At 69.3% G+C, this 16,214-nt stretch carries 15 protein-coding genes; 6 read left to right on the forward strand and 9 right to left on the reverse strand.

Annotated features, from left to right (window positions below):
• Positions 1 to 14 precede the first annotated feature (14 nt).
• Positions 15 to 470, forward strand: coding sequence for a VOC family protein (locus tag ITJ62_RS01190; RefSeq protein WP_194599367.1), 456 nt, complete (start codon positions 15 to 17; stop codon positions 468 to 470).
• 2 nt (positions 471 to 472) lie between these two features.
• On the opposite strand, the gene ITJ62_RS01195 is transcribed toward ITJ62_RS01190, so the two are convergent.
• Positions 473 to 1,153, reverse strand: coding sequence for a TetR/AcrR family transcriptional regulator (locus tag ITJ62_RS01195; protein WP_168223396.1), 681 nt, complete (start codon positions 1,151 to 1,153; stop codon positions 473 to 475).
• A gap of 157 nt (positions 1,154 to 1,310) precedes the next feature.
• On the opposite strand from ITJ62_RS01195, the gene ITJ62_RS01200 reads away from it, so the two are divergent.
• From ITJ62_RS01200 to ITJ62_RS01210, 3 genes are read left to right on the forward strand one after another with little or no spacing between them, the layout of a single operon-like run.
• A complete protein-coding gene (locus tag ITJ62_RS01200; RefSeq protein WP_194599368.1) occupies positions 1,311 to 4,100 on the forward strand; it encodes an MMPL family transporter in 2,790 nt (929 codons plus the stop codon).
• Positions 4,097 to 6,139, forward strand: coding sequence for a YhgE/Pip domain-containing protein (locus ITJ62_RS01205; RefSeq protein WP_194599369.1), 2,043 nt, complete (start codon positions 4,097 to 4,099; stop codon positions 6,137 to 6,139). Before ITJ62_RS01200 ends, ITJ62_RS01205 begins: the two co-directional genes overlap by 4 nt.
• A gap of 34 nt (positions 6,140 to 6,173) precedes the next feature.
• A complete protein-coding gene (locus tag ITJ62_RS01210) occupies positions 6,174 to 6,314 on the forward strand; it encodes a hypothetical protein (protein WP_162852291.1) in 141 nt (46 codons plus the stop codon).
• Between the two features lie 195 nt (positions 6,315 to 6,509).
• Here the strand turns inward: ITJ62_RS01210 and ITJ62_RS01215 are convergent, their stop codons facing one another.
• Positions 6,510 to 7,502 carry an NADP-dependent oxidoreductase gene (locus ITJ62_RS01215; RefSeq protein WP_194599370.1) on the reverse strand — a complete coding sequence of 331 codons (993 nt, stop codon included), beginning with the start codon at positions 7,500 to 7,502 and terminating at the stop codon, positions 6,510 to 6,512.
• A gap of 116 nt (positions 7,503 to 7,618) precedes the next feature.
• Here ITJ62_RS01215 and ITJ62_RS01220 point away from each other — a divergent pair, with 116 nt between their 5' ends.
• The gene (locus tag ITJ62_RS01220) at positions 7,619 to 8,302 is read left to right on the forward strand and encodes a thioredoxin domain-containing protein (RefSeq protein ID WP_194599371.1); all 684 of its coding nucleotides are present in this window, start codon (positions 7,619 to 7,621) and stop codon (positions 8,300 to 8,302) included.
• Positions 8,303 to 8,315: 13 nt separating this feature from the next.
• On the opposite strand, the gene ITJ62_RS01225 is transcribed toward ITJ62_RS01220, so the two are convergent.
• From ITJ62_RS01225 to ITJ62_RS01240, 4 genes are all read right to left on the reverse strand, one after another.
• A complete protein-coding gene (locus tag ITJ62_RS01225) occupies positions 8,316 to 9,152 on the reverse strand; it encodes a carbohydrate ABC transporter permease (RefSeq protein ID WP_085511878.1) in 837 nt (278 codons plus the stop codon).
• Positions 9,149 to 10,129 (reverse strand): carbohydrate ABC transporter permease, encoded by a 981-nt coding sequence (locus ITJ62_RS01230; protein ID WP_079705023.1) that lies wholly within the window; start codon positions 10,127 to 10,129, stop codon positions 9,149 to 9,151. The genes ITJ62_RS01225 and ITJ62_RS01230 overlap by 4 nt, the downstream gene beginning before the upstream one ends.
• 6 nt (positions 10,130 to 10,135) lie before the next feature.
• Positions 10,136 to 11,434 carry a sugar ABC transporter substrate-binding protein gene (locus tag ITJ62_RS01235; protein ID WP_064294151.1) on the reverse strand — a complete coding sequence of 433 codons (1,299 nt, stop codon included), beginning with the start codon at positions 11,432 to 11,434 and terminating at the stop codon, positions 10,136 to 10,138.
• A 107-nt stretch (positions 11,435 to 11,541) separates the two neighbouring features.
• Positions 11,542 to 12,774: an aminotransferase class V-fold PLP-dependent enzyme gene (locus ITJ62_RS01240; RefSeq protein ID WP_194599372.1), complete on the reverse strand. Its 1,233-nt coding sequence runs from the start codon at positions 12,772 to 12,774 to the stop codon at positions 11,542 to 11,544.
• Between the two features lie 237 nt (positions 12,775 to 13,011).
• Here ITJ62_RS01240 and ITJ62_RS01245 point away from each other — a divergent pair, with 237 nt between their 5' ends.
• Positions 13,012 to 13,704: a FadR/GntR family transcriptional regulator gene (locus ITJ62_RS01245; protein ID WP_194599373.1), complete on the forward strand. Its 693-nt coding sequence runs from the start codon at positions 13,012 to 13,014 to the stop codon at positions 13,702 to 13,704.
• A 186-nt stretch (positions 13,705 to 13,890) separates the two neighbouring features.
• On the opposite strand, the gene ITJ62_RS01250 is transcribed toward ITJ62_RS01245, so the two are convergent.
• From ITJ62_RS01250 to aztA, 3 genes are all read right to left on the reverse strand, one after another.
• Positions 13,891 to 14,832: an SDR family NAD(P)-dependent oxidoreductase gene (locus tag ITJ62_RS01250; protein ID WP_194599374.1), complete on the reverse strand. Its 942-nt coding sequence runs from the start codon at positions 14,830 to 14,832 to the stop codon at positions 13,891 to 13,893.
• A gap of 253 nt (positions 14,833 to 15,085) precedes the next feature.
• Positions 15,086 to 15,430 (reverse strand): chorismate mutase, encoded by a 345-nt coding sequence (locus ITJ62_RS01255; RefSeq protein WP_064296108.1) that lies wholly within the window; start codon positions 15,428 to 15,430, stop codon positions 15,086 to 15,088.
• A 62-nt stretch (positions 15,431 to 15,492) separates the two neighbouring features.
• Positions 15,493 to 16,185 (reverse strand): zinc ABC transporter ATP-binding protein AztA, encoded by a 693-nt coding sequence (gene aztA, locus ITJ62_RS01260; protein ID WP_228497764.1) that lies wholly within the window; start codon positions 16,183 to 16,185, stop codon positions 15,493 to 15,495.
• Positions 16,186 to 16,214 lie beyond the last annotated feature (29 nt).

The following is a 16,214-nucleotide window of genomic DNA, read 5'->3' on the forward strand; positions in this document are numbered from 1 at the left end:
ATATCGTTCACCGCATGGACATCAGACTCGAGAACGTCGGGATCGCGGTCCGCGACCTCGAGGCGACCATCGCCTTCTTCACGGACCTGGGGCTGAGCGTGGTCGGCCGCGACACGGTGAGCGGCGAGTGGGCGGACACGGCCGTGGGCCTCGACGGCAACCACGCGAAGATCGCCCTGCTGCAGACGCCGGACGGTCGCAGTCGCCTCGAACTCTTCGAGTACCTCCACCCGGCCGCGATCGAGACGGAACCGACCCTGCCGAACGAGATCGGCATGCACCGGGTAGCGTTCGCCGTCGACGACATCGACGAGGCGCTGGCCATCGCCGCCAGGCATGACTGCCACCCGCTCCGCGGTGTCGCCGACTATCAGGGCGTCTACCGGCTCAGCTACGTCCGCGGTCCGAGCGGCATCATCGTCATGTTCGCCCAGGCGATGCAACCGCAGGGAGTCGACGAGTCGGCCTGACCTCAGTCGTCGATCGACTCGGTGAGGGCGCGCACGATGGCCGGGAGGGTGCGCATCGCCAGCTCGCGCGGTGAGCCCTCGTCGCCGTCCGGGTCCATGAGCACGGCGGTCTGGATGGCCGACTCGTAGAGGGCGACGACGATGTTCGCGATGTCGGGTGTGGGGATCGTGAACCGGACGTGCGCGAGCCCCGCCGCCTGGTCGAGCCACGCGGCGAGCTGTCGGCCCGCGCTCTCCTGGTGCTGGAGGTAGCGGGCGGCCACGTCGGCATCGCGCATCGCCAACATGCGGAACTCCGATTGCACGAGACACCACCGGCGGTCGTCAGGCTGCAGTTCGAGGAAGGCCCGGATGAGGGCCTCGAGCGATCCCTCGGTGTAGCGACCGGCCGCGTCGAGGAGCGACGGGCTGACGGCCTGCAGTCCGGCCTCCAGGCGGTCGAGGCGCAGCTGGTTCTCGCGCGACTCCAGGGCGAAGAACAGCTCCTCCTTCGAGTCGAAGTTGGAGTAGAAGGCCCCTCGGGTGAATCCGGCGCGCTCGCTGATCTGTTCGACCGAGGCCGCGTGCACGCCGAACTCGGCGAAGACCTCGTAGGCGGCGTCGACGAGTCGCTCCCTGGTGCGTTGCCGACGGGCCGATTCGACCGGGGCCTCGTCGTTCTGGGACTCGACTCCTTCGCGCACGTGCATCCTGACACCTTACTGACAGCTCGTCCGGCCCCTTGCCGATACACGATTGTATCGAATACAGTCGTGTATCGGATACACCGCTGTATCGAATCTGTCCGAACCTCGGTCGGCCCGACTGCGGGCAGCGTGCCGACACCACTAGGAGCGACGCGTGTCCTCTCTGCTGTACACCCTCGGCCGTCGGGCGTTCCGCGCGCGGAAGCTCGTGCTGATCCTGTGGATCGCCGTGCTCGCCGTCGCGGGCGGTGGCGCACTGCTGTTCAACCAGGGAACCGACAACGCCTTCTCCATCCCCGGCACGGAGTCCCAGGAGGCCCTCGACTCCCTGGAGCACACCTTCCCGCAGGTGAGCGGCGCATCCGCTCAGATCGTCGTCGTCGCACCCGCCGGCGACACCGTCGACGACGCCGACGTCCGGTCCGCCATCGACGACGCCGTCACCTCGCTCGGTCGGATCGACCAGGTCGAGCAGGCGGTCTCACCCTTCGACGAGAACATCACCGGCGCCGTCTCCGACGACCAGCGGGCCGCCCTCATCTCGATCCAGTTCGACAGCGCCCAGTCGGACATCACCGCCGGCACGGTCTCCGGCCTCGAGCGAGCAGAGGCGACCCTCGCCGAGAGCCTGCCGGCCGGCGCGCAGTCATCGCTCGGCGGTCAGCTGTTCAGCAACAGCCTGCCCACCCTGAGCCTCATCGAGCTCATCGGCGTCGTCGTCGCCCTCGTCGTCCTCGTCCTCACCTTCGGCTCCTTCCTCGCCGCCGGCATGCCCCTCATCACCGCGCTACTCGGCGTCGGCATCTCGATGGCCCTCATCTTCGTCGCGACGGTCTTCGGGCCGATCTCCTCGACCACTCCGATGCTCGCGCTCATGCTCGGTCTCGCCGTGGGCATCGACTACGCCCTCTTCATCATCTCGAGGCACCAGGACGGCCTGCGCTCCGGCCTCGATCCGGAGGAGTCCACAGCGCGTGCGACCGCCACGGCCGGCTCAGCGGTCATCTTCGCCGGACTCACCGTGATCATCGCCCTGCTCGGGCTCGCCGTCGCGAACATCCCGTTCCTCACGACGATGGGTGTCGCCGCGGCGGTCGGCGTCGCGATCGCGGTGGTCATCTCGCTCACCCTCATCCCGGCCATGCTCGGCTTCGCCGGCGACCGACTTCGCCCGAAGACGAGGCGCGTCAAGCAGCAGGCCCAGCCCCGTCGGTCGGTCCCTGAGCCACAACACCCGGTCTCTGAGTCTGTCGAAGGGCACCCCAACCGCTTCTTCCTCGGCTGGGTACGCGGCGTCACCCGACTCCCCATCGTCACGATCATCGCCGTCGTCGGCGTCCTGGGGGCCCTCGCCATCCCCGCCCTGTCGCTGCGACTCGCCCTGCCCGACGCCGGTTCCCTTCCGGAGGGCGACAGCGCACGGACCACCTACGACCTTGTGTCCGAACACTTCGGGGAGGGGTTCAACGGCCCACTCGTCGTCACCGGAAGCATCGTCGGCAGCACCGACCCGCTCACACTCATGGCCGACCTCAAGCAGGAGATCGAAGGACTCGACGGAGTCGCGGCCGTCCCACTCGCCACCCCGAACGCGACTGCCGACACCGGCATCATCCAGGTCATCCCGAGCGGCAGCCCCGACTCCCAGGCGACGAAGGACCTCGTCGCCGAGATCCGCGGGCTCCACCAGTACTTCCAGGACGAGTACGACGTCGACCTCCAGGTCACCGGGTTCACCGCCATCGGCATCGACATCTCCGACCGCCTCGGCGGCGCCCTCCTCCCCTTCGGCCTGATCGTCGTCGGCCTGTCGCTCGTGCTCCTGACGATGGTCTTCCGCTCCATCTGGGTCCCGATCAAGGCGACCCTCGGCTACCTGCTGTCGGTCGCCGCGTCGTTCGGCGTCGTGGCCCTCGTCTTCGAGCACGGCGTGTTCGCCGAGGCGCTCCACGTCGCAAGGACCGGTCCCGTGATCAGCTTCATGCCGATCATCCTCATGGGTGTCCTCTTCGGGCTCGCGATGGACTATGAGGTCTTCCTCGTCTCCCGGATGCGCGAGGACTTCGTCCACTCGGGACTCGCGAAGCGATCCGTCGAGACCGGTTTCCTCGGCTCGGCGAAGGTCGTCACCGCCGCAGCCGTCATCATGTTCGCGGTGTTCGCCGCGTTCGTGCCGGAGGGTGACACGAACATCAAACCCATCGCCCTCGGGCTCGCGGTCGGGGTCTTCGTCGACGCGTTCATCGTGCGCATGACCCTCGTGCCGGCGGTGCTCGCGCTCCTCGGCGACCACGCCTGGTACCTGCCGAAGTGGCTCGACCGCGTCCTGCCGTCCTTCGACGTCGAGGGTGAGGGGCTGCAGCGCGAACTCGAGCTCCGCGAGTGGCGCAGCGGTGACGAGGTCGCGATCGCCGCCGCCGGGGTCACGCTCGCCGGCGCGGACGGACCGCTGTACGAGGACGTCGACACGACGGTCGCCGCCGGCGGCGTGCTCGCGGTGCAGGGCGCGCGCCCGGTCTCGGTCACCGCCCTCCTGCTGACGCTGGCCGGTCGTCTCGAACCCGACCACGGCCGACTCAAGGTCGCCGGGCTGGTCCTCCCGGTCCGCGCCGGGGCCGTCCGGTCCCGCGTCGCGTACGTCCGCCTGGACCACGGTGAACCCCTTCAGACGCTCGCCTCGGCGCTGGCCGAACGCCCCGCCGTCATCGTCCTCGACGGGGTCGACACCGTGCCGGACGTCGACACGAGACGCGGACTGTACGAGCGCCTCCTGACGGCGACCAGAGCCGCGGAGCGCACACGTCGGCCGCTCACGATCGTGGTCGGAACCGCGGACGCGTCCTCGCTCGCCGACGTCCTGCCGACCACGGCCGCCGAGGTACTCGACCTCGACCGCACCGCCTCCTCCCCCACCGCCATCGCTGAATCGAAGGTCGACGCATGAGCACCATCCTGAACCGCCTCGAACGGGCCCGCTCCGGCAAGGGCGTCACGATCGTCTCGATCATCGGCCTCATCCTCGTGCCGCTCGTCATCGCGGGCGGACTCGTCTGGGCGCTGTGGAACCCGGCGGAACGACTCGGTCAGGTGACCGCCGCCATCGTGAACGACGACGAGCCGGTGACCGTCGACGGCCAGACCGTGCCGCTCGGACGCCAGCTCTCCGCAGGCCTCGTCGACGGCGACCAGGAGACCAACTACACCTGGGTCATCACCGACGCGTCCGACGCGAAGGCGGGACTCGCCGACGGGTCGTACACGGCCGTCGTGACCATCCCCGAGAACTTCTCGAAGGCCGCGACGTCCTTCTCGGGTGACGCTGCCGACGCCGAGCGCGCCCGCCTCGACGTCATGACGAGCGACCGCAGCAAACTCGTCGACGACGCCATCTCGCAGACCATCACGCAGACCGCGGCCTCGCTCCTCGGTCGACAGCTCACCACCACCTACCTCGAGAACGTCTACGTCGGGTTCAACACCCTCCACGACCAGCTCGGTGACGCCGCCGACGGTGCGAAGCAGCTCTCGACGGGCGGACTCTCGCTCGCGCAGGGTGCACAGCAACTCGCGAACGGCACCACGCAGCTGGCGACGGGCGCGACGCAGCTCTCGTCAGGTGCGACGCAGCTGAGCGACGGGGTGGGCGCGCTGGCCGAGGGCGCCACGCAACTGTCGTCCGGTGCGACGCAGCTCAGCGGCGGAGCGAGCCAGCTCGCGAGTGGAGCGGCGACGCTGTACGCCGGGACGCAGGGTGACGGGAGCGCCAAGAACCCGGGGCTGGTCGGCGGAGCGGCTGGGCTCGCCGAGGCGGCGGTCGGAACCTCCCGCGTCGCCGATGCGACGAAGGCCGCGGCGACGTCCGTGGCGGCTCGCTGCCTGGACCCGGTGAAGGCGGCGGCGCTGACGGCGATCGACCCGACGCTTTGCGAGGACATCCTCACGACCTTCGGCACGGCCACCGCCCTCACCGACGGCGACACCTCGACCGGGTACCCCGGCACCGCCTCCCTGGCGACGACGACCAAGACGTTCTCGGCCCAGATGCCATCACTCGTCGACGGCATCGCGCAGATCAACACCGCGGCGGCACAGATCGCCGCGGGTGCAGCAGGCCTTGCCGACGGCGCTTCCAAGGCCGCCTCCGGGACGGCGCAGTTGCAGACGGGGGCGTCCGCACTCGCCGACGGCGCGGCGCAGTCGGCGACCGGCACGACCCAGCTCGCCGACGCGTCGAACCAGCTCGCGTCGGGGGCAGGGACCCTGTCCGGCGGGATCACCTCGCTCGCGTCCGGTCTGCAGGGCGCGGTCGACAGTCTCCCGACCTACACGAGCTCCGACCGACAGACGCTCGCGGACGTCGTCGCCGACCCGGTCTCGGCAGGCGATTCGGCGACCGTGTCCTTCGGCACGAACAGCGCTCCCTTCTACGCGGTCCTCGCCCTCTGGCTGGGTGCGCTCGCGAGCTTCCTCGTGCTGCGACCGGTGCCCACGCGGGCGTTCGGGTCCACCCGCTCATCGCTGCGGCTCGCGCTCGGGGCCTTCGTCCCGGCCGGCGCGATCGGGATGCTGCAGGGCCTGCTCGTCGCCGTCATCACCGCGCCACTGCTGGACCTCGACGCGGGCGGCTGGCTCGGCTTCGCCGGGATCGCCGTCCTCGCGGGACTCGTGTTCGCCGCCGCCAACCAGGCGCTGAACGCCCTGTTCGGCGGTGCGGGCCGGTTCATCTCGATGATCGTCGCGCTCATCGGTCTGGCGACCGGGATCATCGCGACCGCTCCGCAGGTGCTGGACCAGATCCTCGCCTTCCTGCCGATCGCACCCGCGCTCGGTGGTCTGCAGGCGATCGCGATCGGTGACACGGGAGCAGCGGCCGGCGTCGTCGGCCTCGTCCTCTGGCTCCTCGGGTCGCTCGCCGCGACGACGTTCGCGATCGCGCGGGCGAGGACCACCTCGGTGAAGGCCCTCGTCCCGGCCGTCGCCTGATGCCGGGCGAGAACCCCGCCGGTAGGCTGGGGTGATGAGCAGCAGCGAAGACCGGGAACTGGCCGAATGGGGCGAGCAGCGCAAGCGTCGTCAGCGGCTCATCGCCTGGGTCCTCGTCGTCGCGCTCGTCCTCGGTGGAGGCGGCGCGACCGTCCTCGGCTTCATCTTCAACTAGCCGACCTCCCTCCCTGCCCGGTCGCCAGCGCGGTGCGCTGACGCGGGCGCACCCCACACGCGCGAGCGCGGGCCTCCGGAGGGTCGCGCTCACGCCCCGGACCCGCGCCCACGCCAGAACGGAGCATCTCGGGTCAGCGCACCGCGCTGGCGCCGGAACCAGACGTCTCGGGTCAGCGCACCGCGCTGGCCGTCGTCAGGGTCTGGCGTCGTGCAGGTCGCGCTGCTTCACGATGCGGTCCGGGTTCGCCGGGCGCATCCCGACGATGATCTTGCCCCGCGCATGCAGCCGCTCGAGATCCTCGAACGCGTCGATGATGAGGTCGAACGGGTAGAACGCCGAGACGACGACCTTCAGCGCGTGGTCGGCGGCGTACTCCGCAAGGCGCTGCAACTGCTTCGTGGCGTGGGCGGCGAACTCCTCATCGGGGTCGAGTGCCGAGAGCTCGATCGCCTTCCGGTCCTCGCTCGAACGGTACTTCTCCGGTGCGACGCCGAGTTCGAACGCGAGCTCCTGCCCGTCCTGACCGAAGTTGTCGATGAACGCCGTTACGCCGTCGGGCGCGAGCTTCCGGATCCGATCGGCCATGCCCTCGCCGTAGACGACCGGTTTGACGCCCTGTTCACGGAGGAAGTCGTGGTTCCGCTCACCGCACGTGCCGATGACCCGCACGCCCGCGAACTTCGCCAGCTGCGCCTCGATGTTCCCGACGCCGCCGGCCGCCGCGGAGATGACGAGGGTGTCTCCCTGCTTGAGGTGCAGCCCGTCGAGGGTGTCGAGGGCCGTGAGTCCAGCGAGGTACAGCCCACCGGCCTCCTCCCAGCTCACGCGCTTCGGCTTTCGGACGAGGGATGACGCCGGGACGACGACCTGGGTGGCGTGCGCGCCACGGACGGCGTGGCCGATGACCTCATCGCCCCGCTTCCAGCCCTCCACCCCGGTGCCGATCTCGCGGACGAGCCCGGCGAAGTCGCTCCCCTGCCCCGTCGGCAGCTCGATCGGCACCGTCTCGGCGAGGTGACCCTCGCGGACGAACGCCTCGATGTGGTTGATGCCGCTCGCGAGGACGTCGACCACGACCTCGCCCCATCTGGGATGCGGCATCTCGGACTCGATGAACTCGAGTACGTCGGGCCCGCCGTAGCGGGCGTAGCGGAGTGACCTCGTCGTCTGCTTCGAACCGAACATGGTTCATCATCCCGCCGGATGTCGCTAGACGATCCAACTATCAGCCAGCTTGCAGGTTCGGAGGATCGATTACTGTCATCCAGTGAAACATCAGCAGTTCTGTCTAGAATGACGGGATGCCACCTCGCCGAACCGTTCCCGTCCGCAGGTCAGCTCTGCTCGCCGCCGCCCTCGTCCTCTCCCTCGGAGCCTGCGCCTCACCGGCCACTTCGACATCGACACCGACGCCGACACTTCCTCCCGCGGCGAGCGCCCAGACCGCGCTCGGCTCATCGCCGTCCTACCTCCAGGGGCCCACCGACACCGCGACGGTCACGGTCGTGGAGTTCTTCGACTTCCAGTGCCCGCCCTGCGGTCGACTCGCCCCCGTCCTCGAGCAACTCGCCGACGACTACGCCGGACAGGTCGACTTCGTCGCCCGCAACTACCCACTCCCGATGCATGACAACGCGATGTCCGCTGCGATCGCCGGCGAGGCGGCCGCACAGCAGGGGGCGTTCGACGACTACTTCAGCGCGGTCTTCGAACAGCAGGCGGCCTGGTCCGAGCTCAGCGCAGACGAAGCCGTGCAGACCTTCCGGGTCATCGCCGAATCCCTCGACCTCGACCTCGCAGCCTGGGATGCGGCCGTCGCCGACCCGGCCACGCGAGCCGCCGTCCAGGAGGACCTCGACGACGGAGCGGCACTCGGCGTCCGCGGAACCCCGAGCCTCTTCATCGACGGCGTCCAGACCACGCCGAACAGCGCCGACGACCTGAGACGGGCCATCGACGCCGCGCTCGACGCTGCAGGAGACTGACCGCCGCCGCAGCTCAGCCCTTGACCGCTCCGGCCGTCAGGCCCTGCACGATGTACCGGCTCGCGAAGGCGAACAGCACCATCGTCGGGATGATGGTCAGCACGGCTGCCGCCGACATGGAACCCCAGTCGATGTTGTAGCTCGTGATGAAGCCGTTGAGCGCCGTCGGGATCGTCTTGTTCGCGTCACTGTTGATGAGCGTCACCGAGAGGAACAGCTCGTTCCAACAGTTCACGAAGTTGAAGATGAACGCCGCGACGATCCCGGGCTTCAGCACCGGGACGAGCACCCGGAAGAGCGCGCCGAACCGCGAGCAGCCGTCGATCATGGCCGCCTCTTCGAGCGCATCGGGGATGTTCTCGAAGAACCCGCGGAGCATGACGGTGCAGAACGGGATGCACACCGCGATGTAGATGAGGATGAGCCCGAACCGGTTGTCGACGAGCTTGAGCTGCGTCATCAGCAGGTAGAGCGGGCCGAGCGCGATGAAGGACGGGATCATCTGCGTCGCAAGGAACGCCAGCAGGATCGCCCCCTTGCTGCGGAACTCGAACCGTGCCAGCACGTAGGCGGACAGCATCGAGATGAACGTCGCGACGACCGCCGCGATCGTCGCCACGATGAGGCTGTTGACGACGTAGGTGCCGAACTGCGCCTTGCTGAACAGACCGAGGTAGTTCTCGATCGAGAACACCTCCGGCCAGTACGTCAGCGGGTAGGAGAAGATCGCGCCCGGCTTCTTGAACGAGGTGACGACGATCCAGTACAGCGGGAACACCGTGATGACGAGCCACAGCCCGAGGAAGAGGAACTTGACGACCTTCGCCGTCCGGGTCTCCTGGTCGATCATGCCTTCACCTTCTTCTCGCGCATGGACAGCAGGTAGAACGCGGTGAACACCAGCAGGATCGCGACGACGATGAGGCCGATCGCGGAGGCCCGGCCGTAGTCGCCGCGCTGGGTGGTCGCGATCATCCAGGTCGTCAGGATGTGGGTCTGGTTCGCCGGACCACCGCCCGTCATGCCGTAGATGATGTCGGGGAAGTTGAAGATCCAGATGACCCGGAGCAGCACGGTGAGCGCGAGCGTCGTGCGGATGTACGGGATGGTGATCTGGAAGAGCATGCGCGCCTTGCCCGCGCCGTCGAGCGCGGCGGCCTCGAAGAGGTCCTCCGGCACCGACTGCAGGGCGGCGAGGATCATGATCGCGAAGAAGGTGACGCCGTACCAGACGTTCGCGACGATGACGGCGAACATCGCGGTGTTTGGGTCGGCCAGCCACGGGATCGGGGTGTCGATCAGCCCCACCTTCTGGAGCAGGTCGTTGATCACGCCGAACTCGCTGTTGAACATCCAGCGGAACAGGATGCCGATGAGGAAGCCCGAAATGGCCCACGGGAAGAAGATCATCGCCTGGTAGAGACCGCGGAAGCGGAACTTCCGGCGCAGCCACAGGGCGATGCCGAAGCCGATGACGAACTGCGGGACAATCGAGGCCACCACCCAGAGCACGGTGTTCGCGACGACCTTGCCGAAGGCCGGGTCGGCGAAGACGGCCAGGAAGTTGGCGAAGCCCACCCAGGAGGTGTCGGTGAGGTTGGCGAGGTTCCAGTTGCGGAACGCCATCTGCGAGCCGGCGATCATCGGGTAGTAGATGAAGATCGCCACGAAGATGAACGCGGGGGCGAGGAAGGCGAGGAGGCCGAAGCCGCGGCGCACTGTGAAGGTGCGCCGCCGACGCCCGCCGGCGGTCCGCGAGGGACCGGCCGGGGGTGTCGGGGTCGCACGCTGCTGCGTGCGACCCGCTTCGTCAGTGGTGGTCGTCATGGACGGTTACTCGCTCTTCCACTTCTCGGTCCAGTACTCGTCCCAGCCCGCGAGGAGCTTCTCCGGCGTCAGCTGGCCGATGAGGACCTGCTGGATCTCCGAGTCGGACTTCTGGATCCACTCGGTCCACCATGACGAGCCGCGCGGCTGCGTGACGCTCAGGTAGGTGTCCGGGTTCTCGTTCATCGTGACGTAGCTGGCCCACGGGCCGGTCTTGTAGAAGTCGCTGTCCGCCGCGCTCTTGACGATCGGGACGAGGCTGTTCTCCTGGGCGAAGGTGGTGGCCTGCTTGTCCTCGGAGAGGAACTCGATGAGCTTCGCGGCCTCGGCCTTGTGCTCGCTCGACGCCGCCGTGCCCCAGCCCGCGGTCGCCATGGGCTGCGCGGCCTTGCCGGTCGGACCGGTCAACAGCGGAGCGGTGCTCCACTGCTCGGCCGTGATCGCCTCGGACTGCTCGACGGTCGCGATGACCTCCGGGTCCTGCAGGAGGAACGCGGTCGAACCGTTCGAGAAGCCTTCGACCATCTCGGGGTAGCCCCACGCGACGGACGACGGCGGCGAAGCCTCCTTGAAGAGGTCGAAGTAGGTGTTGACGGCGTCGAGCGCCTCCGGTGCGGAGAAGATCGTGTCGCCGTTGGTCAGCTTGAACGCGTTCTCGGTGTCGAGGTCGTCGGCGACGTAGGCCTCGATGGCCGCGACGACGTTGCTGTTCGCATTGGTGCCACCCCGGAAGGCGTAGCCGAACTGGTTCTTCGAGGGGTCCTGGATCGCCGAGGCCTGCTCGAGGAGGTCGTCCCAGCTCGTCGGGGGCCCGTCGAAGCCGGCCTCCTTGATGAGGTCGGTGCGGTAGAACAGGCTCAGCCCGTAGAAGCCGTAGGGCACGTAGTAGACCTTGCCGTCCTCGCCCTTCGCGTACTTCGTCGCGTTGTCGGTGAGGTCGTCCCAGCCCTTCCAGTCCTCGAGCTCGCCGCTCATGTCGTCGAGCCAGCCGTTGGTGGAGAAGGGGCCGACGGTGATGTCGCGGACCTCGAGTACGTCGACGCCGGAGCCGGACTGCAGCATCTGGGTGATCTTCTGGTCGGCCTGGTCAGTCGGCGGCGAGATGAGCTCGACCTTGATCTTCGGGTTGTCGGCCTCGAAGTCCGCGATGAGCGACTTCAGGACCTCGGTCCGGGCGGGGTTGGTCAGGCTCTCGACCATCTGCAGGGTGACGGTGCCGTCGCTCGCGCCGCCGGCACAGGCCGACAGGGCGAGGCCGGTGACGACGGACAGGCCGATGGCTGCCGTTGCGCGTGACTTCCTCATGCTCGCTTCTCCTTTGAGTGGTGCTGGTGGGGGTGCTGCGGGGGTGGGTGCTGTGGTGCCGGTGCGGTGGTGCGGGTGTGGTGGTGTCGGGTCGGGCGGTTCCGCGCTCAGCTCGTGGCCGCGCGCTCCTCCTCGGCCCATCGCGCAAGCACCGGGACGGCGTGCTCGGCGAAGTGTTCGAAGTCCTCGGGGGTGTTGTAGACGTGGGTGGAGAGTCGGACGTAGCCGATCCCGTCGAGGCTCGTGAACGCGCCCTCGACGCCGAGCTCGGCGGACACGCGGTCGCGGAGCCCGTCGGCGGTCGCGTGGGTCGTCGCGAGGCCGGTCGGGAGCTTGACGAGCCTGAGGGCGTTGACGGGCATGCCCACGTCGACGTGGCTGTCCTCGCCGGTGACGGCGGTCACGGCGTCGGCGACCACCTCGACGGCGTAGTCGGCGAGCTCGGTCATGTAGTCCCTGGCGGCCGACCAGCCCCACCTGTCCTCGATGAACCCGAGCGACGTCGCCGCGGCGAGGTAGCTCGTGACGTCGACCGTGCCCTGGGTGTCGAAGCGCTGCGGGAACGGGTACGGGGAACCCCAGGAGTCGATGAGCGGGTAGAGCTCCTGCGCGAGCGGGCTGCGGGCGACGAGGACGGCGGCACCGCGAGGGGCGCACCCGAACTTGTGCAGGTTGCCGACCCAGAAGTCGCAGTCGAGGTCGCGCATGGGGTCGGCGTAGAGGCCGGGGACGTGGGCGGCGTCGACAAGCGTGGGGATGCCGGCGGCACGGGCGGTGGCGGCGATCTGCTGGACCGGCAGGAGTCGAGCGGTCGGCGAGGTGATCTGGTCCATCACGATGAGGGCCGTGCGGTCGCTGAACTCGGCGACGACGGCGTCGTGGGCGGTCTGCGCGTCGGCGTCGAGCGGGATGCGGGCGGTCCGGACGGTGCCGCCCCAGCGACGCGCAAGGCGCTCGGCACCCATCGTGACGGCGCCGTAGCCGTGGTCGGTGACGATGATCTCGAGGCCGCGCTGCACGGGGAGGCTGGAGAAGACGACGCTCGCTCCGGCACTCGCGTTCGGAACCATGGCGAGCTGGTCGACCGACGCCCCGAGGAACTCGGCGATCCCGACACGGGCCGCGCCGACCTTGGCCGGGAGGGCCGGGAACCAGGTGAGGGGTGCGGCCTCCATCTCGCGGCGGAGGGCCTGCTGGTGCTCCTGCGCGACGATCGGGACGGCCCCGAAGGATCCGTGGTTGATGTGACGCTTGGTCGGATCCAGCGTCCACCCGGCCGTTGCCGGTCGGCCGTCGCCGAGCGTGAGCGGCGCTGGCCGTGCGATGGTGCGAGTGTCCACAGTGACGTTCCTCCGAGTCGATTATGCAGTGGATTGTCCGATAACCATAGGGGCAACGTTTGATGACTTGGGTTTCTGTCGTGTTACAAGTGATCGCTCAGGTCGTTTCGGGATCGACTCATCGGATGACTTGGTCTCTGAGGGTGGAGTCATCGGACGTCTCATGGTCCGCGGCGGCTCGCGGATCACCGGCGAGGGGCCGCTACGATGGCGGGACGACCCCTGAGGAGGAGCCGCATGTCCGCAGTCGACACCGCGTTCCACGGCCTGCGACACATGATCGCGTCGGGACGGCTCGTGGCGGGGCAGCGCTTCCCGGCCGAGAACGAGCTCTGCGACGAACTCGGCGTGTCCCGCGGGTCCCTGCGTGAGGCCGTCCGCATGCTGGCCGCCCTCGGGATCATCGAGTCCCGGCACGGCTCGGGCACCTACGTGTCGATGCTCCGGCCCGAGGAGATCATCGGCAGCCTGTCGCTCACGGTCGACCTCCTCCCCCTCGACGGTCTCCTGCAGATGTACGAGCTGCGGCGGGTGCTCGAGACCCATGCCACCTCGCAGGCGGCTGCTCGCGCGAGCGACGAGGTGCGCGCCGAACTCGCAGAACTCGTGGAGGCGATGGAGCGGACGACCGACCCCGCCGAGTCGAGCGAGCTGGACCACCGGTTCCACGAACTCATCGCACGGACCGCCGGGAACGCCACGCTGACGGCCCTGCTGCAGGTCTTCCGGTCGCGCTCGCGGGCCTACGACGTCTTCAGCCTGCCCGACGGCGACGAGCTGCGTCGGGTCAGCAACCGCGGACACCGGGCGATGACCGAGGCGATCATCTCGCGCGATCCCGTCGGGGCGGCCGGAGCGGCGTCGGCGCACGTCGCGCAGACCGAGGAGTGGTTGCGCGTCCTCCAACCGCCGGCCACCCCCGCGGACTGAGGTCGGTTCGCGCCAGCGCGGTGCGCTGACGTCAGCGCGGGTCTGTGGCGCGAGCGCGGGTCTCCGGAGGGGTGCGCTCAGCGCCATGCCCTGCGGTCACGCCGGTTGAGGCGCAGTCACGCGAGCGCACCGCGCTGGGGCCGATTCCCCCGCGCTCGTGCCAGCGCGGTGCGCTGACGTCTGTGCTCAGGAGGTCGGGAGGATGGGCGTGCCGATGAGCCGCTCGACGTCGGTCCACAGCGCCGCCGCGACGTCGCGGTCGGTCGTGATCGCGGCAGGGGTCTGCCGCACGGCATCGCCCTTCGTGAGCCACCGGGGACCGAAGAACCAACCACCGTCGGCTGACTCGTCGGTGACCGCTCGGAGCGTCGGCTCGGCACCACGCTGCTTGCTCTGCGCGTAGACGGACTGCAGGGTGTCGGAGAAACGACGTCCTCGGGTCGGCTCGTTGACGCCGGGGACGCGACGGTCGAGTCCGTTGACCGAGTAGCCGGGGTGCGCGACGAGCGCCCGGACGGTGCTGTGCGACGCCGCGAGCCGACGGTCGAGCTCGAAGCCGAGCGACGAGAGGGCGATCTTCGACTGGGCGTACGCCTGCCAGCCGCTGTACCCGTCCCGAAGTTGCAGGTCGTCGCCGTGGAACCGGACGAGCAGCGTGGAGAGGCTTCCGAGGAGCACGACGCGCGGCGCGGAATCGTGCGCATCCGCCGTGCGCTGCAACACCGGCATGGCCTCGGCGAGCAGGGCGGCGTGGCCGACGACGTTCGTCGCGAAGACCAGCTCGATGCCGTCGGCCGTCTCCTGCCGCTCCTTCGGCATGTGCACCATGCCGGCGTTCGCGACGAGGGCGTCGAGACGGTCGAGGTCCGCGAGTCGTTCGCCCGCCGAACGCACCGAGTCGAGCGAGGAGGTGTCGAACGGGAGATGGCTGAGTCGGGCATCGGGCACCTTCACCCGGATCGCCCGCATCGCCGCCTGCGCCTTGGTCGCACTCCGTGACGCGAGAAGGACCTCCGCGCCGGCTCGCGCGAGCCCGAGGCTCGTCCAGAAGCCGAGGCCGGCGTTCGCTCCCGTGACGAGGACGACGCGTCCGGTCTGATCGGGCAGGGATTCGGCGTTCCAGGTCATGGACTCATGATGGCGCAGGACGCTGGACGCCGCCCGAAGAGGCGTCACTCCTTGTCCTGGTTCACCCGAAGTGCCAGCGCGGTGCGCCGACGTGGGCGCACGCGAACCGGGCCGAGCGCGGACGAACAGGCCTGACCGCACACGAACGGGCGTGACCGCGGGCCACACGCGTGGGCGCGACCCTCCGGAGACCCGCGCTCACGCCACAGACCCGCGCTCGCGTCAGCGCACCGCGCTGGCGGAATCTGAGGGATCAGTGCTGGTTGGCGAGACGCTCGTGGTGGTGGATGACCTCGGCGACGACGAAGTTGAACCACTTCTCGGCGAAGGCCGGATCGAGGTGCGACTCCTCGGCGAGCGCCCGAAGACGGGTGATCTGCCGCTGCTCGCGCGCCGGGTCGCTCGCAGGCATGTCGTGCTCGGCCTTCAGGCGACCGACCTCCTGCGTGCACTTGAACCGCTCGGCCAGCAGGTGGACGAGTGCCGCGTCGATGTTGTCGATGCTGCTCCGCAGGCGGCCCAATCGCTCGGTGGCCGCCTGGGCGTCCGCCGCAGCGGCGCCGGTCGTGGGTTCGGGTTGCTGCTCGGCCTGGCTCATGCGAAAACTCTAGCAACGCGCCAGGGGCCGGAGACGGGTCGCCGGGCGATCCCCCAGCCGGTTCACCGCGGATCCTCGACGAGACATCCCGCCTCGAGGTGCACCCGCGCGTCGGCCTCCGCGACCGCGACCGGATCATGCGTCACCTCCACCACCGTCGCGCCACGGTCGGCCTCCGCCCGGAGCACCTCGCGGATCGCCAGCCCGGCAGCACGGTCGAGGCCGACGGTCGGCTCGTCGAGCAGCAGGAGGTCGGCCTCACGCGCGAGCGCCTGCGCGACGAGGACCCGCTGACGCTGCCCGCCCGACAGCTCACCGAAGGAGCGCCCGGCGAGGTGCAGGACGTCGAGGCGGGCGAGGCTCTCGTCGACGATGCGTCGGTCCCCAGCCCCGAGTCGACCCCACCAGCGACGCAGCGTCGGCCAGCGTCCCATCGACGCGACGTCGCGCACCGTGACCGGGAAGCGCTCAGGCACGGCACTGCGTTGCGGGACGTAGGCGGCCGACCGACCGTCGAGGCCGTCGACGCCGCCCGAGGTCGGTCGGTGGAGGCCCGCGATCACCGCGAGCAGCGTCGACTTCCCCGCGCCGTTCGCCCCGGTGACGACGGTGATGGCGGCCGCCCCGACCTCGACTGAGATCCCGTGCAGGACGCGCGCGCCGTCATACTCGGCCGACACGTCGCGGAGTCGGATGCCGGACACGGCGGGCCGTCCCGACATCGGAGGGCGAGGGGTGCTCGTCGCGGATCGCATGCCATCACCCTATCAATACTGAGAATCAT

The sequence above is a fragment of the Plantibacter sp. VKM Ac-2876 genome (assembly GCF_015350715.1).
In the GTDB taxonomy this organism is placed as follows: domain Bacteria; phylum Actinomycetota; class Actinomycetes; order Actinomycetales; family Microbacteriaceae; genus Plantibacter; species Plantibacter auratus.